Raw genomic sequence first — 26,067 nt, forward strand, 5'->3', positions numbered from 1 at the left:
TGTTAATCGATAATTTGGGTTGCTATGCGGGTATCTACTAGTTCTTCCTCGATAAGCGCATAGATTTCCTCGGGTGGTGTGTTCAGTGAGAACAGCATCAGTGACGGGTCCACACCCAGGTCAATCAGATGCTGCATCGTCTCTCCTTGCCCCTTCTGGATGCTCTCTACCGCGAAGACGACAGGTATTAAGCGAGGTTGGTCGTAGTAGTGCTGATGCATACCTACAATGCCGCGAAGAGAGACGACGCGTTCCTCACCGCCTGCAAGAACGTAAGGACATGACGATACGCACATCGAGCCAGCTAGAACGGCTGTAGAAAGCTCAGCACCTCTCACCTGCTTACCAATGGACAGTGCCTCAGAAACTACTCCTCCCGGGCTGTGGAGAGCCACAAGGTCGGGCTTCTCCTGCATGTCGGACAGGTACGAAGCGAAGCGGGCCGAGTCGTCCACCTCTATCTGGCCGCTAAGAAGAAGTATTCTCCCCATTCCTTCGACTTCCTGAACTGAAAAGTCCAATCGGTTTGGAAAAGCCTCTGGCACGGGTACGTCCAGAGGTCCGTCCTGCGGCACAAGTGACGGATCGCTACGATCAGTGCGATACTCTCGACGTTGATCGCCGGGGGATATCGGACCGGTCGGGAATTTAACACGCTCCTTAAATGGGCTGGGCATGACACCAAAAACGTCCGACGCTATTAGAACGCCCGCAATCGCGAGCTGCAGGATCAGTACGTAGCGCAGCCCAGAACGAGGATCGAAACGACTTAGTAAGTTCATCACGTTTCATCTTTTTGTGGAGTGGCGCGGTTGAGGATAGCTGCGTCGGCCACGCCCATTGTCGCCTCTACGTCCTTCATGGCGTTCATTGCGGCTCTGAGGTCAGCAAGCGTCAGAGTATCCTCAATGCTCATGCCGTCCTTGCCGCTGCGGATTGCGGCCTGTGTGATAGCCAGCACAAACACCAACACGGCGGGCAACAAGTCGATGGCAATAGCTCCTGCCCACGAAGGTACGAAGTTGTGGGCGTACTTGATTACTGCATCGGCGCTGGAAATCGGGTTGTACGCCGTCTCGATGGGCGGCTCCATGTCCAATACCTCGTCAGCGGCGTTCTTGAGTGTCTTGCTGCGTTGGTCCAACGCATTCAAAACGGAGTTGATTGTGGACGATTGCGCGTCTCGTACGTCGGAACTGCGCCCATCAAGCTCTGGAAGTACGACCGAGGATGGCAAGTCCTCAGCAGCACGAGCAACAAGTGGTGCCACGCTGTACTGGTTGAGGCGCGAGATAACACCCGCCAGCTTCACACTTTCCTCGGAGAACTGAACCGAACGGCGATCCACTGGACCGGGGGCTACAGTAAGCTCGCGCATCTTTGCGAGGATTTCGTTGCCTTGTTGGAAGGCTTCCTCGATAGGTTCTTGCTGCGCCGCGATCTGCTCTTCAAGGTTTCGCAACTCCTCAGCTTTTTGTGTCAGCACACGAAACACGGCACCCCGACCGGCGGTACCTGAGAGGTCTCCGGACTGCTCGAGTTCAGCCAGTTCTTCAAAACTCTGGCGGGCGCGTTCCACCTCGCGACCCAACGCTTGGCCACTGAGGGCTATGTCGTGGGCTTGTTCGAGTGCAGCTTGGTAGTCACGGACAGTGTTCTCCAAGTGTTGTTCTACTGCCGCCGAACCTGCCAGCGCGGCTGCGTTCAGCCAGCTAGACATGGCGATAATGGCGACAGAGCCAACAATCGTGGAGATCGTCAAACCAATGAAGCCACTAGCCGTACGCATTGAAGGAAGCAAGCGTAGCATGTAGCTCCAAAAGACGAAGATACCGACAGAGACGGCGATTGAGTACGCAACGGCTGCGAAAAATGATACCGCACCGTTATCTTCGAGCAATGAGGACACACCGAGATAGGTGTAGATACCAGATGCGATGGCGAGGACACCCAAGGCTGCGGGGGTAAACGTATCCAACCACGCGAGATGACCTTCTAGTTCTTTTGCGGTCCGAAGTCCCTTTGCTTCCTCAGCCGTCAAGCGATCCTTGTTCTCAGTCATACCACAATATGCTCCACACTCATCACGCGATAGTTCGTCACTTAATCATTTATTAAGACTTTTCACCCTGGGTTGCACATCTGGACGATACGAATTGATTGCTTTTGCGAAGCTGCCATTCTCCTGCGATTTTCTGCCAAACTGCGCCGCCAGCTCTAGAAGACGAGAAAAACATCAACCAATTGAAATTCCGATAGCTATTCTGGGAGTGGCAATGAGCATGGATCACATGCCTCGTTGTCACACGCGTGAATTCGCTCAGCGGGGTAAATCCGTCACATCTCCCTGAGTGAATATGAGGTGTCCCTAGCGTATCAACCCGAACGTGTGCTTGGTTCGATCCTGATCCAGTGCGAAAAATCTGATTGACCTAACTCTAGGAGACCTAGCTCATGGAAATCTTGATAGTCTTGGGTTTGGTTTTGGCTGTTGCTGTGTATTTGGCAATTCGCAGTAACAGGCCAGTTGATACAACTACTCCGCCGAGTCAGTCAGGTAGGCATGAGAAACCTAGATTGACTACGAACCAACGGCAGCGCACATCGCAGCCAGAGCGTTTTGATCCAGACCATACGGTCCCGAAACCCGACGTCACGATACTATCGGGTTCAGCCTACGTTGTAGATGGCGATACACTGGTCATTAAGAAAACACAGGTTCGTCTGTTTGGTGTCGATGCTCCCGAGATGAACCATCCCTATGGAAAGAAGGCGAAATGGGCGCTCGTTTCGCTTTGCAAGGGTCAAAAAATTAGGGCCGAAGTGACCGAGCAAGACACCCACGGACGGACTGTTGCAAAGTGCTACCTTGAGGATGGTCGTGATCTATCCGCTGAAATGGTCAAACTTGGTTTAGCCATAGACTGGCCAAAATTCTCCGGTGGACAGTACCGGTCTATGGAAATGCCCGACGCTCGAAAAAAGCTGTGGCTGGCAAACGCGCGGCAAAACGGACACATGGGGCTGTGGAAGCAATACGACGCGAAGCAGGCCGCTCGGAAAATGAGCAACTGACGGTACATCCAAAGCCGTAGCTGATGTGGCGTAAGTAAGAGCGGCCAAGAGGTTAACCCTGAGCCGCTTAAAACCTTTGATTTGAGGTTTTGAATTTGTCCATCGTCACCTCAAACTCTCAGGCATGGCTAAGTTGCGGCTACGCGCAATCGCGCGAACTTCGGCGCTCATGACCGTGTGGGCGTTGTTAAGGGCGCTTACTAAATCGGCCCGTTCCCAATATCCGGGTTTAATCCACTGATCAGGATAAACCGCTTCGATCTGGCGAGCTTCTGCGCGTACCTCGCTGGCAACCTGCTTGATACCTGCGAGAATAGACAGGGTGCGCTGCCAGACCTCAGTGTCGTCGGTTAGTGGTCCCGGTGTGGGGTTGGTTTTGGATGTCATGGTTTCGGGGTCCTTTGATCTGAACGGCTTCACTGAGCCGCCGGGTTGAACATTGAGTGCTGCTGGAAGATCGCGCGGGCATCTCGATAGAAATCCATCTTTGGCAGGGTCGTTCCCTTCGAGCGGCGCAGCATGTCCCGCCAGATCGGTAGTTGCGTATGGGGATCGAGGGGATCATCTGTCAGATGCTCGAGAGCAACCACGGCAGATTGGTCATAGCGATGCCGGGTGCGACGACCTTGGAGACGCGTGAGCATCTTGTCGATCTTCCGGTCGATTACCTCGTCACAGCGTTTGGCGATCAGGTTTTCGGCCTTGGGCATCGGGGCGGATGCCTTTGCGATTGCGTCGAGGTCTGCCTTGTGCTGGCGGGTTCTGCCGTGCAGCGGAGTGTGTTTTTGGTAGTGACGTTTGGCGTCACCTACTGTGATGGCGTTGGCCATAGGGAGGGGTCCTTTGTGGAAGCCTCAAAACCCCTAAAACAGCACTTCCCTACCGACCCCTGCGGAGGGTCGATTTTGGCCTCAGAAAAGCCAATGAAATCAATGGATCACAGGAGGTGTTTTCGGGGGTCGAGGGGGGGTTGGCGGCGTTAGTGGACGCCTAGCGTCATCGCTTCGTTGCGGTCGAGGGTTTTTTCAAGTTCAGCGTCGGCAGCTTCGGTTTGCTCGTGCTGGACAAACGAGAACTTCTCGAGGCTTTCGTCGATCTCGAGAGCTACACCGAGTGTTTCCGCAAGTTTCTGATAGAGAGCCTCGAGTGCGTCACGCTGGGCAGTCGTGAGGGTCTCAGAGAACTTACCGGTCTCCCGGTCTCGGCCACCCACTACGCCAATCTGGATATGGCTTAGGGTGAAGTTGTCGCGACCAACTGCGCCACGCGTTAGGGGGTGTCTACATAGTTCAATCGTACCATCGACCAGCACCAAGTAATGCCAGCCGATGCCGAAGCGGCCAGTCTTGGCGTGTTCGACATCAAGGATCGCCGCGTCGATGCGTGGATCAGGTGGATGATGGGTGTACCTGACGAATAGGCCGGTGGTCTTCTCGCGGGGCAACGTAGCGAACATCGTTGTTCGCATGTAAGTATCGGCTCTCTTGATCCTGAGCATCGGCCTTTGATCCTTTATTCAGGCGTTCTGCCCATGCTTCGAGTTCACTGAGCGTCAACTGCCCGATCCCAGTTGGTGAACGACCCTCTTCAATCAGATCGGCGGTCGCGTAAAAGTAGTCCGGATCAGCGCAGGCGCGGGGTTGGATACGGTTCAGGACCAGAGCGACGTCTGTGTCCCAAACCATGTCGGTTAAGCTGGTCATGTTCTTGCCATTCATACTTGCGGCCCCGACAGGTGACCCACAGTTATCCTCGCAGCCGCCCTCGGGCAAACTAGTCTGGGATGAGCGTCAACCTGCCTGGGTCGTGGCTGGCGATGGTTGCGAGCCATCACCAAGCAGGATTTTAGTGACCAAGTTGCTCACGGATATGCTGCGCGAACTCGGCCCAAGTAATCCCATCGGCACGACCCGCCGCCCGGTCTACGGCGAACTGACGGACCACGCGGTCCACTCCGGGGTTTGTGGCGGATGCCTGTTTCAGGAAATCGAAGCCATCTTGCCCAAGTTCCTGCATTGCGCTCTGAGTTGCGGCCTCGGTGATCGTGCTTTGGACATTCGAGAACATCGCGCGGGTGTCGCCGGGTACATCGATCTCAGATACCGACCCGTCAGCTAGACCGCGCATGGTTTCGGCAGCTTCCTCGATGGTCATACCGGACATGGCAATCTGGCCGAACGCTGCTTCATATGTCTGAGCCTCGCCCATCGACATAATGCTGTCATCAAGCGAGGCGTTGAGACCATCGATCACGGAGTCGAACTCAGCGTGGCCTGTGTCACTACCTTTGGGTTCTTCGGGCGTTTCGACTACCGCAGAACTATGCTCCTGCGCTGCCCTTTGAGCCGCGCCAATTGAAAGCCCTTCATCAAAGACGGCGTCGAGCAATCCAAGTTCTTTAGCCTGGGCGACCTTCATTGACATCCCTTGTACGTTGATTACGTCGCTGTCTTTGAGATCGCTTTGTGAGTGAACATCGCGCTGCGTGTTCTTGGTGTCGCGGACGGTGACGCCCCCGCTCACGTAGTCTGCACTTGAAGCATATGATTTGGAGGATGGCATTGTTTGTGCGGTGGCATCGCCGCCACCGAGGGTTACTCTTTCAACCATGTTTCTGGTGTCCTTTGGAATGGGTTGGTTATCGAAGACCGAGTTCGATCTCGGCCAACTCTTGTGGTGTTGGTGGGTTTGGGTTTTCGATTAAGGGCAGGCTAGTGATCGCCTTGTCCTCATCGAGAGACATCAGTTGGACGGGGCATAGTTGAGCCAGTGCGTCCAGCGCGTAGCCTTTTAGCCGGAGGCGGGTGAACGCCATAGCCAAACGCAGCTTGGTTTCCTCGTCGATCTCGCGCTCGTGGAGTTGGGATAAAGATGAGACCTGCCCATCGCGGCTTACAAGCTCGAGCCATGCTACGCCGACGGCGCTTTTCTTGACCTTGGTGGCCATCTTTCGTGTCCTTTTCGGTTTTGCGTGGCTGCGTTCATCGAGTTTTGCCTCGAGGATCGCGACCTTGTTCTTCCATCGAGCGAGCGTCTCTTCAGCCTTGATAGCCTCGCGTTGTTCATGGGTGAGTTCGGCCTGCCCAATCCCATGAGCTTCGGCACAGGAAGGACAGTTATATTCATCGCCGAACGGAGCCGGGAACTTCACACCGCACGAGATGCAAGACTTGTAGTTGATCCTGCGGTTCTCAGAGATGCACCGGTCGCACCTCGATGCTTTTGGCTTGTGGGTTTCATGTTCTTCACCGCAGGCGTTGCAGGTCTTGAGGTACATCTGCCGAGGTGGTTTCTTGGGTTTTGCTCGCGGCATGTCGGGTAGTCCTTACGTGTCAAACAGCCAATCCGTAGACGGCATCGGTGGTGCTTGTGGTTTGGGCAGTGTTGTCGGTCGTGGCAGCGTTTCGGAAATCGGGTCGAGGCCCTCAGGGCATTGACCAGCAATCAGACCAGAGGACCTGCGGATCACCTTGTGGTATCTCGCGGGTATCGCTGGGGACCTCGGCAAAACATGATCGAACAGACTGTCGCCGAGGAAGTCTGTACGCATCGATCTGATTGGTACTGAGACCGGCGGGAACGCATCGCCAGAAGCGAGGAGGCGAGCATAGGAGGTCACAATCGATGAGGTTAGGTCTCGGTTAGATCGACGTAGACCGAGCTTCTCAGCAGCTTTCAGGGTATGTGTACCGACAATGGCGAAGTCGGCGTAGCTCAGGCGGTACTTCGAGTATCGGACATCGCCGGTCAGCACCTCATCCTTGCGACCGGGAGGGACGCAAAGCCCCTGACGGCCCATGAACGTGCCGCCAACGAGGTAGACGCCATATCTGTGTCCCGTACCGAGGAACTCTCGGGCAAGAACGTAGTGGACGAATGATCTGACAATGACTGATGCGTTCGGTTCATGTCGTCTACCGATGAGCAGATGCTGCAACCTCTCCCTTGCTCTACCATGCCTCAACACAGCCATGCGGTATGTGGGCCTATCAGCCCAATCACCGACACGATGCCTTGTGCCTCGGGTTAACCGGACGGCCTCGGCGACCTCCGAGGATGTAGGCTCGGCTTTCCTCTTCACCGACCGAGCAACTGCATTGACCGCACCACCGGGGATGTAGCCACCGAGAGGAACCCCTCGGTTCTGCACGACCGAGCGACAGCGGGAACATAAGCCCCATCGCTGGGACAGCCTTTTGGTGTACTCAAAGGCTGGTAGTGGGTTGTTGCATATAGCAGAGGCACAGGTGGTCATTGTGGCCTCATTGGGTTGTGCGTTGGGATTACTGAGGACGCCCCCGAAGCCAGTCACCACAACAGCCGAGGGCGTCCTCATCACCCCGCCCATGTGCAAAACTGCCAAATGCAACACGGGCGAGGAGAAACGGTACAAGGTCTCACTACATCGACCCGTCAGTAAGGACAGGGATCCGTATGAGGCCTGAACAGGTTCGACCAAGAACCAAGATCGAAACGGTGTAGCAAATAGGATTGATGGTTGATTATCGGTGGTGGGCATTCACAGGACGTACACACACGGGAAACTGTGAAGCCTTGAGAGAAACCTGATCGTGTAACTAAAGGTAAATCTCTTGGTATCTGTTACTCATAAGGGGGCAGTAATTCCAACCCATTGATTTACAACGAGATGTACATAGCGTGTCATCGACCGGTTAATGACCATCATCGATCATCATCGCAGAGGAGATACAGGGGGTCGGACGCTTAGTGGCACTTGGTGTTTTACACTAAGTGTATAGCTTCAAGTTGTTCTCTCTTCTCTAGAGGGAGGGAGAATAGCTTCGGTCGCCAAATCCAAGTTGATGCCCGTGATTGAACACTGCAGGTAGATCTTTGGGTTTTTATCTTTTCTCATGAGGGAGCTGTAATTGGGTAAGGCACCCTCTGAACTCACTTGAGGTAAACCTCAGGGTTACTTCTTCTCTAGGGTGTTGGGGAATTGCTTCGACATTCGAGTGACCGTTGTGGCACACGAAGTGATACCCAATGGTATAACTTTCGGTATCTATATCTGATGGAGGGGTGAAATTCAGAACCCTTTGTTTCATTGGGTTTTCGATGATCATGTCCCGGCCAGCAGAACACCAGCCGAAGCGTCTTGGGTTCGTTCAGAAGGGGCAGTAACTACCGCGCTTCTTGGTTCACAACGATAGGCTCAAACTCCGACCCACCTCGCGCAGTTCAGCTAGTTTGGTCCCTATGAGCCTTTGATTTTATAGGGAAATAGAGGGCCAAAATCAGGGGTCAGGTAGGGTGGTCTACAAAACACTGATTTAGGGGTTTCCGAGCCTCAGCCAGATGGACACCAGCCGAGACGTTTTAGGTTCATTCAGGGGGAGGGAGAAACCCTTAGACCTGCAGCTTCCTACCCTTGGTTTCCTAATCCAGAATGCTGCAGTGGAAGAAGAACAAGCGCAAAGCGAGAGGAGAACTAAGTGTTCAACGCCAACCTCTCGATGATCCGTTTCACCTGAGCGGCACTCCAAGCACCGCCCCGCGCAGTCGCCACGCCTGCCTTATCAAGCTCCGCAGCGATCTCTCGTAGCGACCTCCCAGCGTCTCTCAGGGGTAGCACAAGGCCCCGCACCTTCTCAGCCCTTGCAACAGCGTTGGCCTTTACAGCTTCGTTCCGCTTCATTGTAGCATCACGCATACCACCGAGCTTCTGACCTCGGGCCTTGGCGGCCTGCAGCGCAGCCTTGGTGCGCTTGGATATGAACTCACGTTCCTGTTCCGCCAATGCCGCGTAGACATGCAGTTGGAATTTGTCTGCATGAGGCATCGAAGCGACACGCAGAGACAGCTGCTTGTCATCCATCAGCGTTGCAATGAAAGATACCTTGCGCGAAAGACGGTCCAACTTAGCGACCAGCAACTCGGCCCCTGCCTGCTTCGCTAGGGTGATCGCCTTGGTCAACTGAGGGCGCTCATTGTCTGTCCCGCTCAGGACGTCTGTGAACTCTCCTATGACCTCGAAGGGTTCGTCTGAGTAGTTAGCCAGGAACAAGTCTATGTCCCGTGTCTGGGCCTCTAGGCCAAGCCCAGAGCGCCCCTGTTCGGTCGTGGATACTCGTCGATAGGTGACGTACTGCTTCATTGATTGGCCTTCCTATGATGGCTCAATTCAAGCAGATAGGAGGCTTCGTTGCAATCGGCAAGGAAGGTTGTGGGCGTAACAGTTTCAAGTACCCCTGGGGCGTGAACTTTGCCTAGCTCAACGGACTCAACAGGGGGGTGAGGGGGGCGTAGGAAGGAAAGGTGAATACTGATATGTACTAGGATTTTTGTCTCAAAACCCAAAGCGGACAAATTACACAATTGGCCTAATTACGACACGCGAAGCCGTTGTATGGCATCAGTCTTTGCAATGGGGGCTTCTTCTTAGTGCTTATTGGGCTTTCACGCGGAGCTTCATGACCGCCGAAAGTGATACTGTTTGAATGCAAAAACGTCATGACCACCTATGAAGACTTGGAGCGCAGACTTCAGCTCCTGCGTGAAAATCGATCTGAACAGCCTCCTCGAAACGCATATTGGCCTGGCTGCTTGAGAGAAGTGTATGGAAAGATAAAAAGTAATAAAATCGTATTTAGTTTTTTCACCTGGTGATTTTTATGTTGACCTCCAGGATCGATCCTGTAAAACCAAGATCGAACGAACTGGAGAGCAGCATATGAACATTGAAGCGAATGAGTCCCCACGAACCCTGGCCGACCTAGGTAAGCAGGCTGATGCAACCGGTCGCTGGTTTCAGGCAATGATTGGGCCAAACCTTGGGCGTACAACGCTGAAGTTCAACATGTCATTGAGAGACTTTATCGATCTTTCAGAGGTTGCAAATAGGACCACTATTTCGAGTAACGCCGCATACGCTGAAGAGTTTCACGCGCAGAGGACGCTGATAACTGAACACGCCGTCGGTTTGGCGAGATACACTCTTATGGGGCTAGTAAGGCACGCATTGAAAAGGACTACGACCGTTACGCCTGAGTTGCTGAAAATCCGCGACGAACTCGGTGATCCGGCATACGTCTCGCTTCAACCCATTGTATGCAACATAAGAAATGCGGCCCCAGATGGATCAGATTTGCTTATTCGCGACGTGGGCGAACGGATAGGAATTTCGACGGGGTCATTTGAAGTTTTAATTGGCCACCAGAACATCATGTGGGTGGTCGATGGTCAGCATCGTCGTGCTGGCTTCGATCGTGTCCTGGATTTCCTAAAGAAGGTGAACCAATCTCATAAGTATCCGGCGAAAGGACTATTTGTGCCTTCGGACTACCATGGTGAAGTCATTGACCACGGTGTTCACGCTTTTTGGTCAAAAATTCTCGAAGCCGCCCTGGCGGAGTCCACTATAGCAGTTGAGTGCCACCTTGGGCTGAAAGAGGAAGAAGAGCAGCAGTTGTTTTACGACCTTAACGCAAAAGGTAAAGCGGTAGGTCGATCGTACCGAGAACAATACGATCACTCCGATCCAATAAATAAGTTTATTTCTGAAGACTTGATCGAAGAAAACCTGCTTGGCTTCAAGCCTTCCGAACGTGACGTGACCGACTGGCAAAATGATGATGGTGCGATAACACGCAAAGACATCATGACCGTTACGTGCCTGTTGTGCCTTGGGAAAACCAACTCAAAGTCTGCGACACCAGCGATTGTGGAAAGCCGAAGAGAATACCTTCGTACTTTTTGGAAGTTGATCGCAAACAGCGATGGTTTTGGTCGACCAGGAGCAAAATCCACCACCGTGCTGGCGCAACCAGTCGTAATTAAGGCGCTAGCTAAACTTGCATATGACTTGGCATATGGCCACAGCAACATGAAAGATCCTGAAGCGTACAAAAAGGTTTGCGATGCCATAAAATTCAAAGGTTTGGATTTCGGTCATCAAAATGAGTTGTGGCAAGTCTTGTTCTGGGATGCCGAAAAGCGAGAAGAAGAGTTCCCGGGCATCTCTGACTACATACACGTACCGGAAGAAACTAACCTGGATGCTGGAACATACGATGCTGCCAACGGTTGGGTGCGATTTGGCTCAAGGCACAACGACATTTACCCACGACTAGGCGATGCGATGCGTTTTCAGCTAAAGCTGGGGCCGCGCCCATCTGTTACAAAGCTAATCGAAAAGAGTAAAACCAAAGACTTGTTGGCGATTGAAGACTAAACAAGCTGCCTACTGAAACCATTCGAGTTCTTTAGTGAAACGTATCCAAAGCCGGTTTAGGTCGGCTTTGGTGAATTCGTTGTTTTGGGTTGAACGTTCAAAAGGCAGAACAACTACCTGCATTCCTTTCAGCTCCCCAATTCACTGTCAGAAAGGATGGTGTTTGGCGCGATGGCACCGAAGCTCCTTTGCAAATTGCCGAACCCAACCTCACTGAAGGTGATGCTATCCATCGCTTTCTTTAAGAGTGTTAGCCGGTAAACACCATTTCCATATCTACCAGCCATGCCTTGTTCTGCATGGCCCTGAAGCGCATTAATGATGTGCGGCGGCACATTTCCATTGCGACAAGCATCTTCAAAATTGTGTCTCAGTGAGTGGAACGACGTTTTCCTGGTTTTCGCCCCAATGCGCTCAAGATAACGGCTAAAAAACTTCGAGAACTCACCTGAGCGATACCCTGAGGCATCCAGCTTGAGTTCTGGAAAAAGTCGATCCGTACCCGCGTCTCGCCGCTTGCTGGCGAATTCAATGAACCCAAGTTCGACAAGTTGCCGGTGAGCTGGTATGCGCCGCCTTCCGCTCGCTGACTTGACCTTCTGGTCCTCTGCTTCGTCCGTGATATCTAGGAACACGATCCCGTCCTCTTCGCGTACATCCTTGACGTTCAACTGGCAGAGTTCATTGAGTCTTGCTCCCGTGAACAACCCGAGGAGCGGCAACCAGTACCGCGCGGTTCCACGCATGGAGTGATCCCCCGGTTCCGCGCAGAAACGCTCAGACCGGCATCCAGTGTACAGCGGGCTATTGAACAGCTTGGATAACTGTTCTGTGCTGAACGGGTCACGTTGTTCACGGGCGTTGATCGTCTCCTTGATCGTCAACCCTTTGAACAACCCGCTTCTGGTCCCGTCATGGTGCGCCTCTGCCCAATTCCAGAAGGCACCGACCCTGCGTAACGCTTTGTTCAGCGTAGCACTGCTCATCGGTGGCATGCCGGTCTCAGCGGCCTTATCAGCGGCCTCTAGGATCGAGAGGTTTCTGACCTCGGGTTTCTTCTTCCAGTTCGCCGGGAGCTTGAGCAGGGCTGCCTTGAAACGTCGAGCATCGTCCTTGTTGTACTGAGAGAGGGCCTTATCGCCTGCGATCTCCGTGAACGCGGCCATCCAAGCCAAATGATCATCGCGTACCTTGGGTGACCAAGCGCTTCGTGACTTCTCGGCTTCCCAACTCGTTACCGCCTCAGACAGGAGAGGACCCGCCGTGCCACCGTCAGTTTCGCCTGGGGTGACCTCGGGGTATGGCGGGGTAGCAACTGGGTTGCCAAGGTCTCTATCCTTCGTCGCCTCATGGGCTTCCACAGATGCCTCTTGGAGCGCCCTGATCAACCTTGGCCAACTTGGGGAACCCTCGGCCAGTTTTAGGTCAATGCCTTCCCACGTGAGGATCTCGTCGGCCTCTGACCGGAAGAACTCATCGCGTTTGCCTCGAGCGAGGTTGGCTCGGTTGACCTCGTTCATGTCTTGGTTAATCTGTTGCCATTCCTCAAAGGTTGGGCGTGGTTCATAGGCGTTGGGTTCGTGTGGATCTTCTGGGTCCTCGAAGCCTTCCAACCGAGCCTCTTCGTCCTCATCCAAGAGATGATGCAGGTAGGCTTGCTTTGCCCGGGCTATCTGGATGGGGGTGAGTTCTTCCAGAGGCTCCTCTGCGTCCTTTTCCGTTTGCCTGCTCAGCGCTCTCCGGTGTTCCTCAAACAGGCGGTCAATGCGGGCTGCTTCGATACGGACCCTAACGAGAGCCTCAGCCTTGTTTTTGGTGCGTAGAGAGAAGGTTTCTTCGACCTTACCGTACGAGTCAGCTATGTCCTTCGGGACGGCTGCGCGGTGATAATAGGTCGATCCACGGCGATACAAACGGGGGTGTCCAGGCATCTTCTCAAGAGTCCTCACTGTAACACCTCAATGTAACAGGCCCTTGGGAAAACCATTGAAAACCATGAAGTTATTGAGTTCAAAGCATATCATGGGATTTTGGTGGAGCCTAGGGGAGTCGAACCCCTGACCTCTTGCATGCCATGCAAGCGCTCTCCCAACTGAGCTAAGGCCCCATACAGGTACCGTCGTAACGGTGGACGGACGTTTATGAGACGCCGTCGATGAGTGCAAGTCCTAAAATCGGAATCCGCAAAAAATTCAGACCGACTTCGCAGGCCGGGTCGAGGCGGCGGGGCCGCCTCGGGATCCATCAGTTTTCGTCTTCTGACGACATGTCCTTGATATCGTCTAGTGAAACGTTATCGCTGTCGTCATCGTCGTCCAGCAGATCGTCGTCCAATTCGACATCGACGTTGTCGTCATCATCCAGAACGATGTCTTCGTCCGACGACGCTTCGCGCGCCTTGACCGAAGCGGCATCTTCAGCATCCGCGGCGATCATCCGGCTTTTTCCGGTGTCCAGCTCCACGACCTCGCCCGTATAGGGGCTGACGATCGGGTCCTTGTTCAGGTCGTAAAAACGTTTGCCGGTTGTCGGGCAGACACGCTTTACGCCCCATTCTTCCTTGGGCATATCAAATCCCCTTGATATCAGGTGAATCTCATCAATGATTCAGGTCACCTGCCACATGCGGCAGGCACTGTCAAAGCCTTTGCGCAAAGGAGGCCCACCCATGGGGCGACACGCATTGCCCGGAACACCTCCGGTGCCGCTGACACTGCGCAGATCGGCGCGCGCACGGCGGATCAGTTTGCGAATTTCCCAATTGGATGGACGGGTTACGCTGACCTACCCGACAGGGGTGGCTGAAGCCGAAGCGCTGGATTTCGCACAGCAGAAAGAGGGCTGGATCCGCGGGCACCTGCAGGATCGACCTAGCCTTGAAGCAGTTGGCGTAGGGCAGTTCATTCCGATCGAGGGTACGGCGCGGCGAATCGTTCCTGCATCGGGGCGGAGGGTCTTGCTGAGTGGCGATGCGATCGGGGTTCCGCCCGGTGCCGAAGCACGGCGACTAGCGCGGTTTCTAAAAGAGCTTGCCCGCGATCGTCTGACCGGTGCGTGCGATGATTACGCGGCGATGCTGGGGCGGTCGTACAGTAGCCTTACTTTGCGCGATACGCGTTCGCGCTGGGGGTCGTGCAGTTCTGCGGGCGGGTTGATGTTCTCCTGGCGGTTGATCCTCGCCCCGACAGAGGTTCTCCATTATGTGGCCGCGCATGAAGTGGCGCATCTTGCCGAAATGAACCACTCACCTGCGTTCTGGGCGCAGGTCGAGCGTATTTTTGGCCCTTACAAAGAACCACGCCGCTGGCTGCGAGACAACGGGGCTGAACTGCACAGATATCGCTTCGACTCCGTCGCTTGACCTCAGCGCGATTTGTGATCACATAAACTCATGTTAGCCTCACGCCCCGCCGAGTCTCATACGGCAACCCATGATCGCGTTTATCGCGCCCTCAGATCCCGCATCATGCATGGAGAGATTGCCCCGGGGCAGGCGTTGACGCTGCGCGGGATTGGCAAGGAATTCGGTGTGTCGATGACTCCCGCGCGCGAGGCGGTGCGACGTCTGGCGGCAGAAGGTGCTTTGTTCCTGTCCACCTCCGGTCGGGTATCAACGCCGGAACTCACGCGCGATCGGATCGAAGAGCTGGCGGCGCTGCGCGCGCTGCTTGAGGTTGAACTGGCCAGCCGGGCCCTGCCGCGCGCGCATATGGCGCTGATTGACCGGTTGCAAAGCATCAACATGGCAGTAGCCGAGATGGTCACGAAACGCGATGCAGTGGGATATATCCGTGCAAATCTGGAATTTCACCGCACGCTGTATCTACGCGCACAGGCCCCCGCGATGCTTGCCATGGCCGAAACCGTCTGGCTGCAGCTGGGTCCCACGATGCGTGCCCTATACGGTCGGTTGCGGAGGACCGAGCCACCGCACTACCATCGTCTGATCATCGCAGCGCTCAAGGCCGGGGATGAGCCTGGGTTGCGACTAGCAGTGCGTTCGGATGTGACCCAGGGCTTGCGGCTGCTTGTGATCTGAGCGGCTTGTTGCCCATCTCTCAACTCAGTTGATTTAGGATGTCGCTTTGCTGGCTTGAGCGACCGGGCTGCGCTATTCTGAACGCAAATCACAACAAGAGCAGATTTAACCATGATTAATCGAAGAGTGTTTTCCTTAGGGCTTGGTTCAACCCTGTTGGCGGCCTGTTCCACAGGCACCGCACCCAACAGTGCTCCGGCTTCGCGGATGCGTGCGGTTCCGAACGCAGGATGGGATGCCTGGGTGGCCAGTTTCAAAAACCGGGCAGCGTCACAGGGCATTTCACAGACGACCCTTAGCCAAGCGTTTCAAGGCGCAGGATATCTACCCGACGTGATCGAACGCGATCGCAATCAGGTCGAATTCAAACGCTCGCTTGAGGATTATCTGGCGATTGCTGCCTCGGATGAACGGATCAACACTGGCAAGCAAATGCTTGTGCGGCATGCAGGAACCCTGTCGCAGATCGAGGCCCAATACGGTGTCGACAAGGAGGTCGTCGTGGCTGTTTGGGGCCTGGAAAGCCGTTATGGTGCACGGCGGGGCGATGTGCCGGTGATCTCGGCAACGTCGACTCTGGCCTATGACGGGCGGCGCGGAGCGTTTTTTGAGAAGCAACTGGTGGCGGCGCTGAAGATCATTCAAGAGGGCGATACGACCCCGGCTAACATGACCGGCAGCTGGGCCGGAGCGATGGGCCACACACAGTTCATTCCGACGTCCTACCTTGCTTATGCAGTCGATTTCACTGGCGACGGGCGGCGCGATATCTGGTCCGATGACCCAGCAGATTCACTTGCGTCAACGGCTGCTTATCTGGCACGTGCCGGTTGGGTGCGAGGGCAGCCTTGGGGCGGTGAAGTGGGCACGGTTTCGGGCACGCCGGCGGCAGTGCTGCAACCGCAGACGCCCGGCCCACGTATTGCTGTGTTCCGCAATTTTCAGGTGATCAAGCGCTACAACAATTCGGACAGCTACGCGATCGGCGTGGGTCATCTTTCTGATCGCATTGCTGGCGGCGCGCCGTTCCAAGCGTCATTCGGGCCGGATGCGACCGGTTTGACGCTGGAGGATCGTAAAGAACTGCAGCGCCGCCTGACATCCGCGGGCTATGACACACAAGGCGCAGATGGTGTTATCGGCAAGAATACTGAGGCGGCAATTAGCGCCTACCAGCGCGCCAACGGGTTGTCCGTGACTGGCCAGCCTTCGGTGGCTCTGTTGCAGCGGTTGGGTGGCTGACGGGTTAAGCCGCCAGCCCTTTCGAACCGATATCCAGGAACTTCTGACGGCGGTCCTTGATCAGGGCTGCCGCGTCTTTCCCATCAAGCTCTTCCAGCATCGAGGCAATTGCAGACCGCACGGCTTCGACCGCCGCCGGGCGGTTGCGATGTGCACCGCCCTTGGGCTCGGTGATGATGTGGTCACAAACGCCCAGCTTGTGCAGATCCTGAGCGGTAAGGCGCAACGCTTCGGCGGCCTCGCGCATTTTTTCGGCATCTTTCCAAAGAATCGACGCGCAGCCTTCGGGCGAAATCACCGAGTAGACCGAATGCTCCAACATCGCTACGCGGTTCGCAGTCGCAAAGGCGACCGCGCCACCAGAACCACCTTCGCCGATGATTACGGACACCAAAGGAACGCCAATCTTTAGGCACATCTCGGTTGAGCGCGCGATCGCCTCGGACTGGCCACGTTCTTCCGCCCCCTTGCCGGGATAGGCCCCAGCTGTATCGATCAAGGTGATTACCGGCAGGCCAAAGCGGCCTGCCATTTCCATCAGGCGTACAGCCTTGCGATAGCCCTCGGGGCGGGCCATGCCGAAATTGCGTTCAATCCGCGATTTGGTATCGCTGCCTTTTTCGTGGCCAATCACCATGACGGGTTGATCGTTGAACCGCGCCAGACCGCCAATTACCGCCAGATCGTCGGCAAAGTTCCGGTCACCTGCCAGTGGGGTGAATTCGGTAAACAGCGCATCCACGTAATCGTTGCAGTGTGGACGTTCAGGATGACGCGCCACCTGACATTTCCGCCATGGGGTCAGATCGGCATACAGCTCGTCCAGAAGCTTGGCGGCCTTGGCATCCAGCGCGGCGGCCTCTTCCGTCACATCCATTTCTTCATTGGCACGGGCCAGCGCGCGCAGCTCTTCAGCTTTGCCTTCGATCTCGGCCAGCGGTTTTTCGAAATCCAGATACTGGGTCATGACGCCTCTCAACGCGGAAGTTCCCTGCTATATGACCAAAGGTGGTCCGGGATGCAACTCAGCAAGATTTGTGGTCGCGGAATATGCGACCACGGACGGGCAAAGAGAAGGAAGGATACCGATGGCCGCCAGCTACGAAGATCGCGTGTTACGCGTGTTGGCCTACATCCATGATCACCCCGCCGGGGAACTGTCGCTGGATGCTTTGGCCGAGGTCGCAGCCATGTCGCGGTTTCACTGGCATCGCGTGTTTCGCGCCATTACTGGCGAGACCTGCGCGCAGGCCACCCGTCGGATACGCCTGCACCGTGCCGCCTGCTGGCTGGTGCAAACAGACAGACCGGTTACGCGGATCGCGACCGACATTGGCTATCCGAACCAAAAATCCTTTGCGCGGGCCTTTTCCGAGGCCTACGGCAGCAGCCCCACCGCGTTTCGACGTGCGGGGCAAATACTGCCGGCCCATCCAATGTTCAAAACCGGAGGATATCCGATGCATCCCGTAACAACCCGAACCGAACCGTCCCGCCGAGTCATAGCGCTGCCACATAAAGGGGCGTATGCCGAGATTGGCCGCAGCTTTGAGGCCTTTGGTGCCCTGTGCGAATCCCGCAAACTGTGGCCGCAAGTCGGCCCGATGATCGGGCTGTATCTCGACAGTCCGGACGATGTGCCCGAGGATGAATTGCGCAGTTTTGCAGGTGCTGAATTCTGCGGTGATGATACGCCCGAGGGGATGGAAGACCTTGAAATTCCGGGTGGCAAAACAGCGGTGCTGACCTTCAAGGGACCTTATTCCGGCCTTCACGGCGCGTATCAGGCATTATTTGGCAATTGGTTGCCCGAGTCTGGCGAAGAACCTGCGGACCATCCGTGTTATGAGATCTATCTCAACGATCCACGAGAAACGGCCCCCGAGGATCTGTTGACCGAAATTTGCCTGCCGCTCAGGTAACCTAATTCGGCCACAGCACCGGATAGAGCGAGGCCACAAGCAGGGCCGCCATCGTCCAGTTGAATGCCAGCAATCGGTGCGGGTTCGTCAGGATTCGCGCCATTTGCTGTCCAAGAACCGTCCAGGTGCTGACCGAGGGCAGGTTGATGGCTCCGAACACCAGCGCGACCAGCAGAATCGCGTTGATCGTTTGGTCGGGCGCATAGGCGGCTGTCGCGGTCAACGCCATCGCCCAGGCTTTTGGGTTCACCCATTGGAACGCTGCAGCCTGCAGGAACGTCATCGGGGTGCCTGCAGCATCGGCACCTTTGGCGGGCGCTGCGTGGGCGATTTTCCAGGCCAGATACAGCAGATACAGAACCGACAGTACTTTTAACACGGTATGACTGATCGGATACCGGTCAAAGATCTGAACCAGACCCGCCCCCACCAGAAGCACCATAAAGGTAAAGCCCAAACCAATGCCCAGCATATGCGGGATTGTCCGGCGAAAGCCGAAATTCGCACCCGATGCCATCAGCATAAGGTTGTTAGGGCCTGGAGTGATTGACGAGACAAAAGCAAACGCGATCAGGGCCATCAGGATATCGTAGGTCATGGCTGCATTTTCTCGCTGAACCCGGCAAATGAAATTGCGTATTCGTGCGTTCTAAGGCTAATGTCGCAATAAATGGCGAAGATTGATCAGATCAACCAACAAATATTGCACGAACTTTCGCGCGATGGCCGCGTCAGCAACCTCGATCTTGCCGAGCGGGTGGGCCTGTCCCCATCCGCTTGCTTGCGCCGGGTGCAGGAGCTTGAGCGGGCAGGGGTCATTTCCGGCTACCGAGCGGTGCTGAACCCGGCGGCGCTGGGGGTGGGTTTCGTTGCCTATATCGGCGTTGGTTTGGGCGAGCACACAAAAGCGGCGCAGGAAGGGTTCGAAAGGGCCTTGCAACAAGCGCCCGAAGTGGTGGAATGTCACAATATCACGGGCACGATCGAATACCTGCTACGGGTCGAATGTGCCGATCTGCCTTCCTACAAAACCTTTCACACCGAGGTGCTGGGTACACTGCCGCATGTGACCTCGATCACCTCATATGTTGTGATGGGATCGCCCAAGGATATGCGTGCGTGACCATTAAAAAGTGATTTTTAACCATCTTGCGAGGTCAAAGTTCAGCGCCTAGTGTCATCTCAACAGGATCGTCGGCAGGGATTAACCCCGAAGCAGGCGCAAATTCAGGGAGTAGACCATGACATTTTTCCGCACCGGAGCGCTGGTGGCTGCCTTGGCAATGTTTGCCGGCGCTGCGACAGCAGCACCTTTGAAGTTACAGCCAGCTAGCCCTCAGCCCAGCCCAAAAGCCGGTTTGAACGTAAAATACAGTTGGGAAGGTAACCCGCCTCGCAAAATCCAGAACCTCTCGAAGGTCAATCATCTGCTGAAAAAGGCAAAGCCGGGTCAGCCCCTCAGAGGTTTGGACTACAGAGACACGAACGAAGGTGATCCTGTCCTGACCTACAATCAGGCGTTCAATGTTGCCGCGGAAATCAGCGGATATATCCGGTTTGATTCACCCGGAGTTTACGAGCTTGAGACCTGGTCGAACGATGGGATTGACGCCTGGGTCGGCGGTCAGCAGATTGGCTATGTCAACGGCCGTCAGGGCTGCGAAGCCAACCAACGCACCGAGGTCGAAGTGCCGCAGGCGGGTTGGTATCCAATCAAAATCAAGTATTTTCAGAAATACGGTACCTCGTGCCTGATGATGAAATCAGGAAAGAAGGGTGAGCGTTTCACATGGACACCAAACAATGTATTTGGACGCTGATCAGATCGATTAGGGCGCTCGGCTGAGCGCCCTTTTTTCTTAGTTACCCGCCGCGATCAATTCCGCCTGTGCCACAATTACCTCGGCCTGTTTGATTGAGGCGATATCGACCAAACGCCCTTTGTAGACAGTCGCGCCTTCACCGTTGGCTTTTGCCTCTTCCATGGCAGCCAGGATCTCGCGCGCTTCGGACACTGCTTCATCCGACGGTGTGAAGACCTGATTGGCCAATGCGATTTGCTTGGGGTGGATGGCCCATTTGCCGACCATCCCCAGTGTGGCAGACCGTTTGGCCTGCGCGATATAGCCCTCATCGTCTGAGAAATCGCCAAACGGGCCGTCGACAGGCAGCACGCCATGAGTCCTACAGGCGGCGACAATTGCGGCCTGCGCCCAGTGCCACGGATCGGACCAGTGCTTCTCACCCTCGCGCAGCATATAGTAGTTTTCCTGCGTACCCCCGATGCCGGTTGTTTGCATGCCCATTGAGGCTGCAAAATCTGCGGCACCAAGGCTCATGGCCTGCAGGCGCGGGGATGAGGCTGCGATTTCTTCGACATGCGCCAGTCCGGCGGCAGATTCGATGATCACTTCGAATGAAATTGGCTTGGTTCGGCCCTTGGCACGCTCGATTGCGGTAACCAGCGCGTCCACGGCATAGACATCGGCCGCGCAGCCTACCTTGGGGATCATGATCTGATCCAGACGGTCGCCTGCCTGTTCCAGCACATCAACCACGTCACGGTACCAATAGGGTGTATCCAGCCCATTGATCCGAACCGACATGTATTTATTGCCCCAATCGACTGTGTTCAGCGCCTCGATTACGTTAGCGCGAGCGGTATCCTTGTCGGAAGGAGCCACCGAATCTTCTAGATCCAGATTAATGACGTCTGCAGCTGATGCAGCCATCTTGGGAAATAGCTTGGTGTTCGAGCCCGGGCCAAACAGTTGGCAGCGATTGGGCCGGGCCGGAGCGGCAGGTTGGATGCGGAAGCTCATTTGGACCTCATGAGAGTAAGGAAATTGCGTTTAGGGTTGGTCATGGGATATTAAATTGCGCAATGCTGCGCAAGCGTGATTGTGCATATGCGGCAATGCGTATGCAGCATGATTGAAGATACTGGCAAAATGGGGTGCTTAAAGTTTGATCAGTTTAAAAACTTCGAACAATCTTGTGCAAGAAAGTCCAAATACGCAAAAACTTCCCGCTGTGGGCGGGCAGGCAAGAAGAATTTGAGAAACCCTCGTCAAAACGGTTCTCTAGCTTAAGCCAGAATCAAAGGAGTGCACCGCAATGATCGAGACACCGTACCTGTTGTTTTTGGGCGATGCGCCCGACTTGTTGGCGGCCAAAGTGGCCATTGGTATCCGCGACTGGCGTCCTGAGAATGCCGTGGGTCAAATAAGGCTGGATGGTTGCAAGACTGATTTGGGTCTTACCGAAATGACACTTGCCGAAGGTAAAGCTGCTGGTGCCAAGACTCTTGTCATTGGTGTTGCCAACCGAGGTGGGGTCATCAGTGAGGCCTGGAAAGAGGTTCTGATCGCAGCACTGGAGATGGGTTATGATCTGGCGTCGGGCCTGCACAACCTGCTGCGCGACGAAGGCGATCTGGTTGCTGCGGCACAGACTCACGGCTGCACATTGCACGACGTCCGTGTACCGACCGTAGGATATCCTATCGCAAACGGCCGCCAGCGTACTGGTAAGCGGTGCCTGGCCGTTGGAACCGACTGCTCTGCCGGCAAGATGTACACTGCGATGTCCATGGACGCTGAAATGCGCAAACGCGGCATGAAATCCACCTTCCGGGCCACCGGTCAGACCGGAATTCTGGTCACGGGTCAGGGCGTTCCGCTGGATGCGGTTATCGCCGATTTCATGGCGGGATCCGTTGAGTATTTGACACCGGACAACGATCCGGATCACTGGGATCACATCGAAGGGCAGGGCTCGTTGTTCCATGTGTCCTATTCTGGCGTGACCATGGCGCTGATTCATGGCGGTCAGCCCGACGCGCTGATCCTGTGCCACGAGCCGACCCGGACCCATATGCGAGGATTGCCTGAGTATTCGCTGCCGACGCTGGAGCAGTTGCGCGACACAGCGCTGCCGCTGGCGCGTGTTGCTAACCCGGAATGCCAGGTTGCGGGCGTGTCGATCAACACCCAGCATCTGAGCGAAGACGACGCACACGCATACATCGCCAAGGTTGAGACCGAGATGGGTATCCCAGCAACCGATCCTTACCGGTTTGGTGCCGGTAAACTGGTGGATGCGCTGGCCGCACTGTGATCTAAGCAGGTTGCCGATCGCCCCTTGCTGTCGGCAACAGACACCACTTTCGATGAAAGGTTGAACGCGTGCAGATTGACGTTTCCCGCGATGTATTTCGGCTGGCGCAGGTATTCACTATCTCGCGCGGCTCACGGACTGAGGCAAAGGTCCTGACGGTTCGGATCTCGGATGGTGTGCATCATGGTTGGGGCGAATGCGTGCCCTATGCGCGCTATGACGAAACGCTGGATTCAGTCGAGGCCGAGATTGCCGGCCTGCCCGACGTATTCTCTCGCTATTCCCTGATGGATCTGCTGCCTGCCGGCGCGGCTCGGAATGTATTGGATTGTGCGCTTTGGGACCTTGAGGCGAAACGCTCCGGCAAACGGGCGTGGGAGCTGGCGGAACTTGCCGCACCGGGGCCTGAAGTTACGGCCTATACTCTTTCCCTGGACACTCCCGAGGCAATGCAGGCACAGGCAGCAGAAAATGCGTTCCGACCCTTGTTGAAGATCAAACTTGGTACACCGGACGACATGCCCCGGCTTGAGGCTGTGCGGGCTGGTGCGCCGGACTCCAAAATCATTATCGACGCCAATGAAGGTTGGTCTGCTGAAGTGTACGCCGATCTTGCGCCGCATCTTGTGCGACTGGGCGTTGCTCTGGTTGAACAACCTCTGCCAGCCGGTGAGGATGATGCACTGATCGGCATGGATCGTCCGGTGCCGGTATGTGCCGACGAATCCTGTCACGATCGGGCCAGCTTGCCTGCGCTAAAAGGCAAATATGATGTGGTGAACATCAAACTCGACAAGACCGGCGGTCTGACCGAGGCGCTGGAGCTGCGAAAGGCCGCGCTGGCCGAGGGCTATGGCATCATGGTCGGATGCATGGTTGGAAGTTCGCTGGCCATGGCACCTGCAACGCTGGTGGCGCAGGGCGCGATGGTGACGGACCTTGACGGACCGCTTTTGTTGGCAGAAGACCGCGACACACCCCTGATTTTTGATGACGCCGGAGTGCATCCGCCCAAAGCGGCACTTTGGGGCTGAGGAGAAGAACATGACCCGCACCGTTTATGTGAATGGCGAATACCTGCCTGAAACCGAGGCAAGCGTCTCGATCTTTGATCGAGGTTTCCTGTTTGCAGACGCCGTCTATGAAGTAACCAGTGTGCTGGATGGTAAGCTGGTCGATTTCGAAGGCCACGCGGTGCGGCTGAAACGCTCGCTGGACGAGTTACAGATGGCTGAACCCTGCAGCAAAGAAGAACTTCTGGAAATCCATCGCAAACTGGTCGAGCTGAACGACATCGAAGAGGGTCTGATCTATCTACAGGTTTCGCGCGGCAGTGACGGCGACCGGGATTTTGTGTTTCCGTCAGCGGATACCAAGCCTACGCTGGTTTTGTTCACGCAGAATAAGCCAGGTCTGGCCGACAGCCCCGCGTCGAAGAAAGGGGCCAAGGTCATTTCGATCGATGACATCCGTTGGGGCCGCCGCGATATCAAAACCGTGCAACTGCTGTATCCGTCCATGGGCAAGATGATGGCGAAAGCGGCTGGCTGTGACGATGCCTGGCTGGTTGAAGATGGCTATGTCACCGAAGGCACCAGCAACAACGCCTATTTCGTCAAGAACGGCAAGATCGTCACCCGCCCGCTGTCCAACGACATTCTGCACGGCATCACCCGCAAGGCGGTTCTGCGCATGGCCGCCGAGGCGCAGATGGAGATTGAGGAGCGCCTGTTCACCATCGATGAGGCGAAAGAGGCGGATGAGGCCTTCACCACTTCGGCCAGCGCTTTTGTCATGCCGGTGGTTGAGATTGACGGCGTGGCACTGGGTGATGGCACGCCGGGCCCGATTGCCAAACGCCTTCGCGAGATCTATCTGGACGAAAGCCGAAAGGCCGCAATCTAAAGCAAAGGCCCGCCAAAACGGCGGGCATTTTTCGTTTTCGGGGCGTCAGCCTTTTTTCGTGACGTTCTCTTCAAACGCGACCTTGAAGGCGGCTTGTTTCTCGGCGTTCGCTTCGGTCTGGTAGTTGGCCTTCCACTCATCCATGGTCATGCCATAGAAAATCTCGCGCGCTTCGTTTTTGTCCATGTCGATGCCCTTGGCATTGGCGGCTTCCTGATACCAGCGCGACAGGCAATTGCGGCAGAACCCGGTCAGATTCATCATATCGATGTTCTGTACGTCGGTGCGATCCTGCATCAGATGCTGCTGCAAACGGCGAAACGCTGCGGCCTGAAGTTCGATTTCGGTTTGCTTGTCCATTGTCGGGCTCCGAATGATTGTCTTGCGTTCTGGACCTGACCTAGCAATCCGTGGGCCATGTTACAACGAACAGTAGAGGCCCTAAGGCCCCTTGGAACGTCAGGTTTGGATGCTTTATGCCAGTTTGAGGGCCAACCACGGCACAAGGCAAAAAATGATTGTCAGGATTTTGTAGTTCGCAAGATATCTGAAATAGACCCTCTTTACGTCGGCCCGCTCCATTTGGAACATTCTGCCATGCACGCCTGCAATCCAGTCCTGCATGATGAGGATCATAAGTGTGCTGAACAACAAAACAGCGATGTTAAGGGCGGTCATCCAGCCGAAGACAGTAGTCAGGAATTCCTGAGTCATGGTCGTCTCCTTTCCCTTAATATATGGGTGTCAGTATATTGGCTCACAATATTTCGAGGATCGGAAGCGGCATGAAGTGACCTTACGTCATAGTCCGCTATCGTTCAGTGCATCCTGCAGAATAACGGCCAATCGTTCGGCCCAGCTGCGTTGCCCGTCATGATCCGCAATCAGATCATTACGCAGTTCGATCAGTGCATTAGGACGGCCGAAACTGCTGCAATGCTTGTCGATCGCATCGCCGGGTAGCACACCTGTATAGGGTTCATTTACCCCAACGCACAGATCATCCTCGGCGTTCAACCGGTTGATCAGCGGGCGCGAGAACCGCTCATCCGGTGTGTGCAAGACGCCGATGTGCCACGGCCGAGGATCGCGGCCACGGAGCTGGCGCGTAAAGGAATGCATCGAGATGATGACCGCATGCGGCAGGGCCGCAAGCTGCGCCAGCGCATCGTGATAGGGCCGGTAACACATATTTAGACGACGCTCACGCTCGGTCGCATCTGCGTGGCGGTTACCAGGAATGATCGAACCGTCATAGAGCTTCATCAGCAGCGTTGGATCGTCCTCGCCCCGGTTGGGGTCAATCACGAGGCGCGAGAAGTTGGCTGCGATTACAGGGGCGTTCAGAACCTCACCCAGATGTTTTGAAACCTCGTAGGCGCCGACGTCATATGCGATATGGCGTTCCATATCCTCGCGTGGCAGACCCAGGTCTCCGCCGCTGATTCCGGGCGGCACCATGTTGGTTGCATGGTCACAGGTAATCAGCCAACGCGACGAGCGATCCGCGCCGTGAACAAAAAACGGAGAGTATGTCATGAGCCTGTCATCTTGTTTGTCGCAGGTGTAGG

General features: G+C 55.5%; 29 protein-coding genes and 1 tRNA gene. 12 read left to right on the plus strand and 18 right to left on the minus strand.

Annotated features, from left to right (window positions below; all coding sequences use genetic code 11):
• Nucleotides 1-2: 2 nt before the first annotated feature.
• On the minus strand, nt 3-782 hold the full coding sequence (locus ACR0AH_RS13525) for a COG3904 family protein (protein WP_480592331.1): 780 nt from the start codon (nt 780-782) through the stop codon (nt 3-5).
• On the minus strand, nt 782-2,062 hold the full coding sequence (locus ACR0AH_RS13530) for a hypothetical protein (protein ID WP_170385602.1): 1,281 nt from the start codon (nt 2,060-2,062) through the stop codon (nt 782-784). Before ACR0AH_RS13530 ends, ACR0AH_RS13525 begins: the two co-directional genes overlap by 1 nt.
• 392 nt (nt 2,063-2,454) lie before the next feature.
• Between ACR0AH_RS13530 and ACR0AH_RS13535 the strand changes: the two genes are divergently transcribed.
• Nucleotides 2,455-3,075: a thermonuclease family protein gene (locus ACR0AH_RS13535; protein ID WP_170647184.1), complete on the plus strand. Its 621-nt coding sequence runs from the start codon at nt 2,455-2,457 to the stop codon at nt 3,073-3,075.
• Between the two features lie 105 nt (nt 3,076-3,180).
• On the opposite strand, the gene ACR0AH_RS13540 is transcribed toward ACR0AH_RS13535, so the two are convergent.
• The 6 genes from ACR0AH_RS13540 to ACR0AH_RS13565 all read right to left on the minus strand — a co-directional run bounded on the left by ACR0AH_RS13540 (nt 3,181) and on the right by ACR0AH_RS13565 (nt 6,352).
• Nucleotides 3,181-3,462, minus strand: a complete 282-nt coding sequence (locus ACR0AH_RS13540; RefSeq protein WP_170647183.1) for a hypothetical protein — start codon at nt 3,460-3,462, stop codon at nt 3,181-3,183.
• A gap of 29 nt (nt 3,463-3,491) precedes the next feature.
• The gene (locus tag ACR0AH_RS13545; RefSeq protein WP_170647182.1) at nt 3,492-3,905 is read right to left on the minus strand and encodes a hypothetical protein; all 414 of its coding nucleotides are present in this window, start codon (nt 3,903-3,905) and stop codon (nt 3,492-3,494) included.
• A gap of 149 nt (nt 3,906-4,054) precedes the next feature.
• A complete protein-coding gene (locus ACR0AH_RS13550; protein ID WP_171186489.1) occupies nt 4,055-4,531 on the minus strand; it encodes a peptidoglycan recognition protein family protein in 477 nt (158 codons plus the stop codon).
• Complete coding sequence (locus ACR0AH_RS13555; RefSeq protein ID WP_480592333.1) at nt 4,464-4,778, minus strand: hypothetical protein; 315 nt, start codon at nt 4,776-4,778, stop codon at nt 4,464-4,466. The genes ACR0AH_RS13550 and ACR0AH_RS13555 overlap by 68 nt, the downstream gene beginning before the upstream one ends.
• A 142-nt stretch (nt 4,779-4,920) precedes the next feature.
• Nucleotides 4,921-5,685 (minus strand): hypothetical protein, encoded by a 765-nt coding sequence (locus ACR0AH_RS13560; RefSeq protein WP_480592335.1) that lies wholly within the window; start codon nt 5,683-5,685, stop codon nt 4,921-4,923.
• A 28-nt stretch (nt 5,686-5,713) separates the two neighbouring features.
• Nucleotides 5,714-6,352 (minus strand): hypothetical protein, encoded by a 639-nt coding sequence (locus tag ACR0AH_RS13565; RefSeq protein WP_480592337.1) that lies wholly within the window; start codon nt 6,350-6,352, stop codon nt 5,714-5,716.
• Nucleotides 6,353-6,757: 405 nt separating this feature from the next.
• Here ACR0AH_RS13565 and ACR0AH_RS13570 point away from each other — a divergent pair, with 405 nt between their 5' ends.
• Complete coding sequence (locus tag ACR0AH_RS13570) at nt 6,758-6,955, plus strand: hypothetical protein (protein WP_171186482.1); 198 nt, start codon at nt 6,758-6,760, stop codon at nt 6,953-6,955.
• Between the two features lie 1,572 nt (nt 6,956-8,527).
• On the opposite strand, the gene ACR0AH_RS13575 is transcribed toward ACR0AH_RS13570, so the two are convergent.
• Complete coding sequence (locus ACR0AH_RS13575) at nt 8,528-9,193, minus strand: recombinase family protein (RefSeq protein ID WP_171186481.1); 666 nt, start codon at nt 9,191-9,193, stop codon at nt 8,528-8,530.
• Nucleotides 9,194-9,769: 576 nt separating this feature from the next.
• Between ACR0AH_RS13575 and ACR0AH_RS13580 the strand changes: the two genes are divergently transcribed.
• Nucleotides 9,770-11,269 (plus strand): DNA sulfur modification protein DndB, encoded by a 1,500-nt coding sequence (locus ACR0AH_RS13580; protein WP_480592339.1) that lies wholly within the window; start codon nt 9,770-9,772, stop codon nt 11,267-11,269.
• Between the two features lie 128 nt (nt 11,270-11,397).
• Here ACR0AH_RS13580 and ACR0AH_RS13585 read toward each other — a convergent pair whose 3' ends face one another.
• The 3 genes from ACR0AH_RS13585 to ACR0AH_RS13595 form a co-directional block, all read right to left on the minus strand.
• Nucleotides 11,398-13,200: a DUF6538 domain-containing protein gene (locus ACR0AH_RS13585; RefSeq protein ID WP_480592341.1), complete on the minus strand. Its 1,803-nt coding sequence runs from the start codon at nt 13,198-13,200 to the stop codon at nt 11,398-11,400.
• Nucleotides 13,201-13,300: 100 nt separating this feature from the next.
• Nucleotides 13,301-13,376, minus strand: a tRNA-Ala gene (locus tag ACR0AH_RS13590).
• 137 nt (nt 13,377-13,513) lie between these two features.
• On the minus strand, nt 13,514-13,837 hold the full coding sequence (locus ACR0AH_RS13595; protein WP_170395552.1) for a TIGR02300 family protein: 324 nt from the start codon (nt 13,835-13,837) through the stop codon (nt 13,514-13,516).
• A 100-nt stretch (nt 13,838-13,937) separates the two neighbouring features.
• Between ACR0AH_RS13595 and ACR0AH_RS13600 the strand changes: the two genes are divergently transcribed.
• The 3 genes from ACR0AH_RS13600 (at nt 13,938) to ACR0AH_RS13610 (ending at nt 16,550) form a co-directional block, all read left to right on the plus strand.
• Complete coding sequence (locus ACR0AH_RS13600; protein ID WP_480571347.1) at nt 13,938-14,630, plus strand: M48 family metallopeptidase; 693 nt, start codon at nt 13,938-13,940, stop codon at nt 14,628-14,630.
• A gap of 30 nt (nt 14,631-14,660) precedes the next feature.
• Nucleotides 14,661-15,308, plus strand: coding sequence for a GntR family transcriptional regulator (locus ACR0AH_RS13605; protein ID WP_480592343.1), 648 nt, complete (start codon nt 14,661-14,663; stop codon nt 15,306-15,308).
• A gap of 111 nt (nt 15,309-15,419) precedes the next feature.
• The gene (locus ACR0AH_RS13610; protein ID WP_480592345.1) at nt 15,420-16,550 is read left to right on the plus strand and encodes a lytic murein transglycosylase; all 1,131 of its coding nucleotides are present in this window, start codon (nt 15,420-15,422) and stop codon (nt 16,548-16,550) included.
• Between the two features lie 4 nt (nt 16,551-16,554).
• Here the strand turns inward: ACR0AH_RS13610 and ACR0AH_RS13615 are convergent, their stop codons facing one another.
• Nucleotides 16,555-17,517 (minus strand): acetyl-CoA carboxylase carboxyltransferase subunit alpha, encoded by a 963-nt coding sequence (locus tag ACR0AH_RS13615; protein WP_170395560.1) that lies wholly within the window; start codon nt 17,515-17,517, stop codon nt 16,555-16,557.
• A 121-nt stretch (nt 17,518-17,638) separates the two neighbouring features.
• Here ACR0AH_RS13615 and ACR0AH_RS13620 point away from each other — a divergent pair, with 121 nt between their 5' ends.
• Entirely contained in the window at nt 17,639-18,472 is an 834-nt protein-coding gene (locus tag ACR0AH_RS13620; RefSeq protein WP_480592347.1) for an AraC family transcriptional regulator, read from the plus strand.
• A gap of 1 nt (nt 18,473) precedes the next feature.
• On the opposite strand, the gene ACR0AH_RS13625 is transcribed toward ACR0AH_RS13620, so the two are convergent.
• Entirely contained in the window at nt 18,474-19,070 is a 597-nt protein-coding gene (locus ACR0AH_RS13625) for a LysE family translocator (RefSeq protein ID WP_170395564.1), read from the minus strand.
• 72 nt (nt 19,071-19,142) lie between these two features.
• Here ACR0AH_RS13625 and ACR0AH_RS13630 point away from each other — a divergent pair, with 72 nt between their 5' ends.
• Nucleotides 19,143-19,595: an Lrp/AsnC family transcriptional regulator gene (locus ACR0AH_RS13630; protein WP_170733525.1), complete on the plus strand. Its 453-nt coding sequence runs from the start codon at nt 19,143-19,145 to the stop codon at nt 19,593-19,595.
• A 118-nt stretch (nt 19,596-19,713) separates the two neighbouring features.
• Nucleotides 19,714-20,292: a PA14 domain-containing protein gene (locus ACR0AH_RS13635; RefSeq protein WP_170395568.1), complete on the plus strand. Its 579-nt coding sequence runs from the start codon at nt 19,714-19,716 to the stop codon at nt 20,290-20,292.
• A 39-nt stretch (nt 20,293-20,331) separates the two neighbouring features.
• On the opposite strand, the gene ACR0AH_RS13640 is transcribed toward ACR0AH_RS13635, so the two are convergent.
• Nucleotides 20,332-21,294 carry an L-malyl-CoA/beta-methylmalyl-CoA lyase gene (locus tag ACR0AH_RS13640; RefSeq protein ID WP_480592349.1) on the minus strand — a complete coding sequence of 321 codons (963 nt, stop codon included), beginning with the start codon at nt 21,292-21,294 and terminating at the stop codon, nt 20,332-20,334.
• Nucleotides 21,295-21,589: 295 nt separating this feature from the next.
• Between ACR0AH_RS13640 and dgcN the strand changes: the two genes are divergently transcribed.
• From dgcN to ACR0AH_RS13655, 3 genes are all read left to right on the plus strand, one after another.
• Nucleotides 21,590-22,591 (plus strand): N-acetyltransferase DgcN, encoded by a 1,002-nt coding sequence (gene dgcN, locus ACR0AH_RS13645; protein WP_480592351.1) that lies wholly within the window; start codon nt 21,590-21,592, stop codon nt 22,589-22,591.
• A gap of 68 nt (nt 22,592-22,659) precedes the next feature.
• Nucleotides 22,660-23,625 (plus strand): N-acetyl-D-Glu racemase DgcA, encoded by a 966-nt coding sequence (gene dgcA / locus ACR0AH_RS13650; RefSeq protein ID WP_480592353.1) that lies wholly within the window; start codon nt 22,660-22,662, stop codon nt 23,623-23,625.
• A gap of 10 nt (nt 23,626-23,635) precedes the next feature.
• Nucleotides 23,636-24,496, plus strand: coding sequence for a D-amino-acid transaminase (locus ACR0AH_RS13655; RefSeq protein ID WP_170395576.1), 861 nt, complete (start codon nt 23,636-23,638; stop codon nt 24,494-24,496).
• 45 nt (nt 24,497-24,541) lie between these two features.
• Here ACR0AH_RS13655 and ACR0AH_RS13660 read toward each other — a convergent pair whose 3' ends face one another.
• From ACR0AH_RS13660 to ACR0AH_RS13670, 3 genes are all read right to left on the minus strand, one after another.
• Entirely contained in the window at nt 24,542-24,856 is a 315-nt protein-coding gene (locus tag ACR0AH_RS13660) for a DUF1244 domain-containing protein (protein WP_170395578.1), read from the minus strand.
• A 114-nt stretch (nt 24,857-24,970) separates the two neighbouring features.
• A complete protein-coding gene (locus tag ACR0AH_RS13665) occupies nt 24,971-25,210 on the minus strand; it encodes a DUF6868 family protein (RefSeq protein ID WP_170733528.1) in 240 nt (79 codons plus the stop codon).
• Between the two features lie 87 nt (nt 25,211-25,297).
• Entirely contained in the window at nt 25,298-26,035 is a 738-nt protein-coding gene (locus tag ACR0AH_RS13670; RefSeq protein ID WP_480592355.1) for an N-formylglutamate amidohydrolase, read from the minus strand.
• Nucleotides 26,036-26,067: the final 32 nt, after the last annotated feature.

It is taken from the genome of Ruegeria sp. AM5 (genome assembly GCF_056540645.1).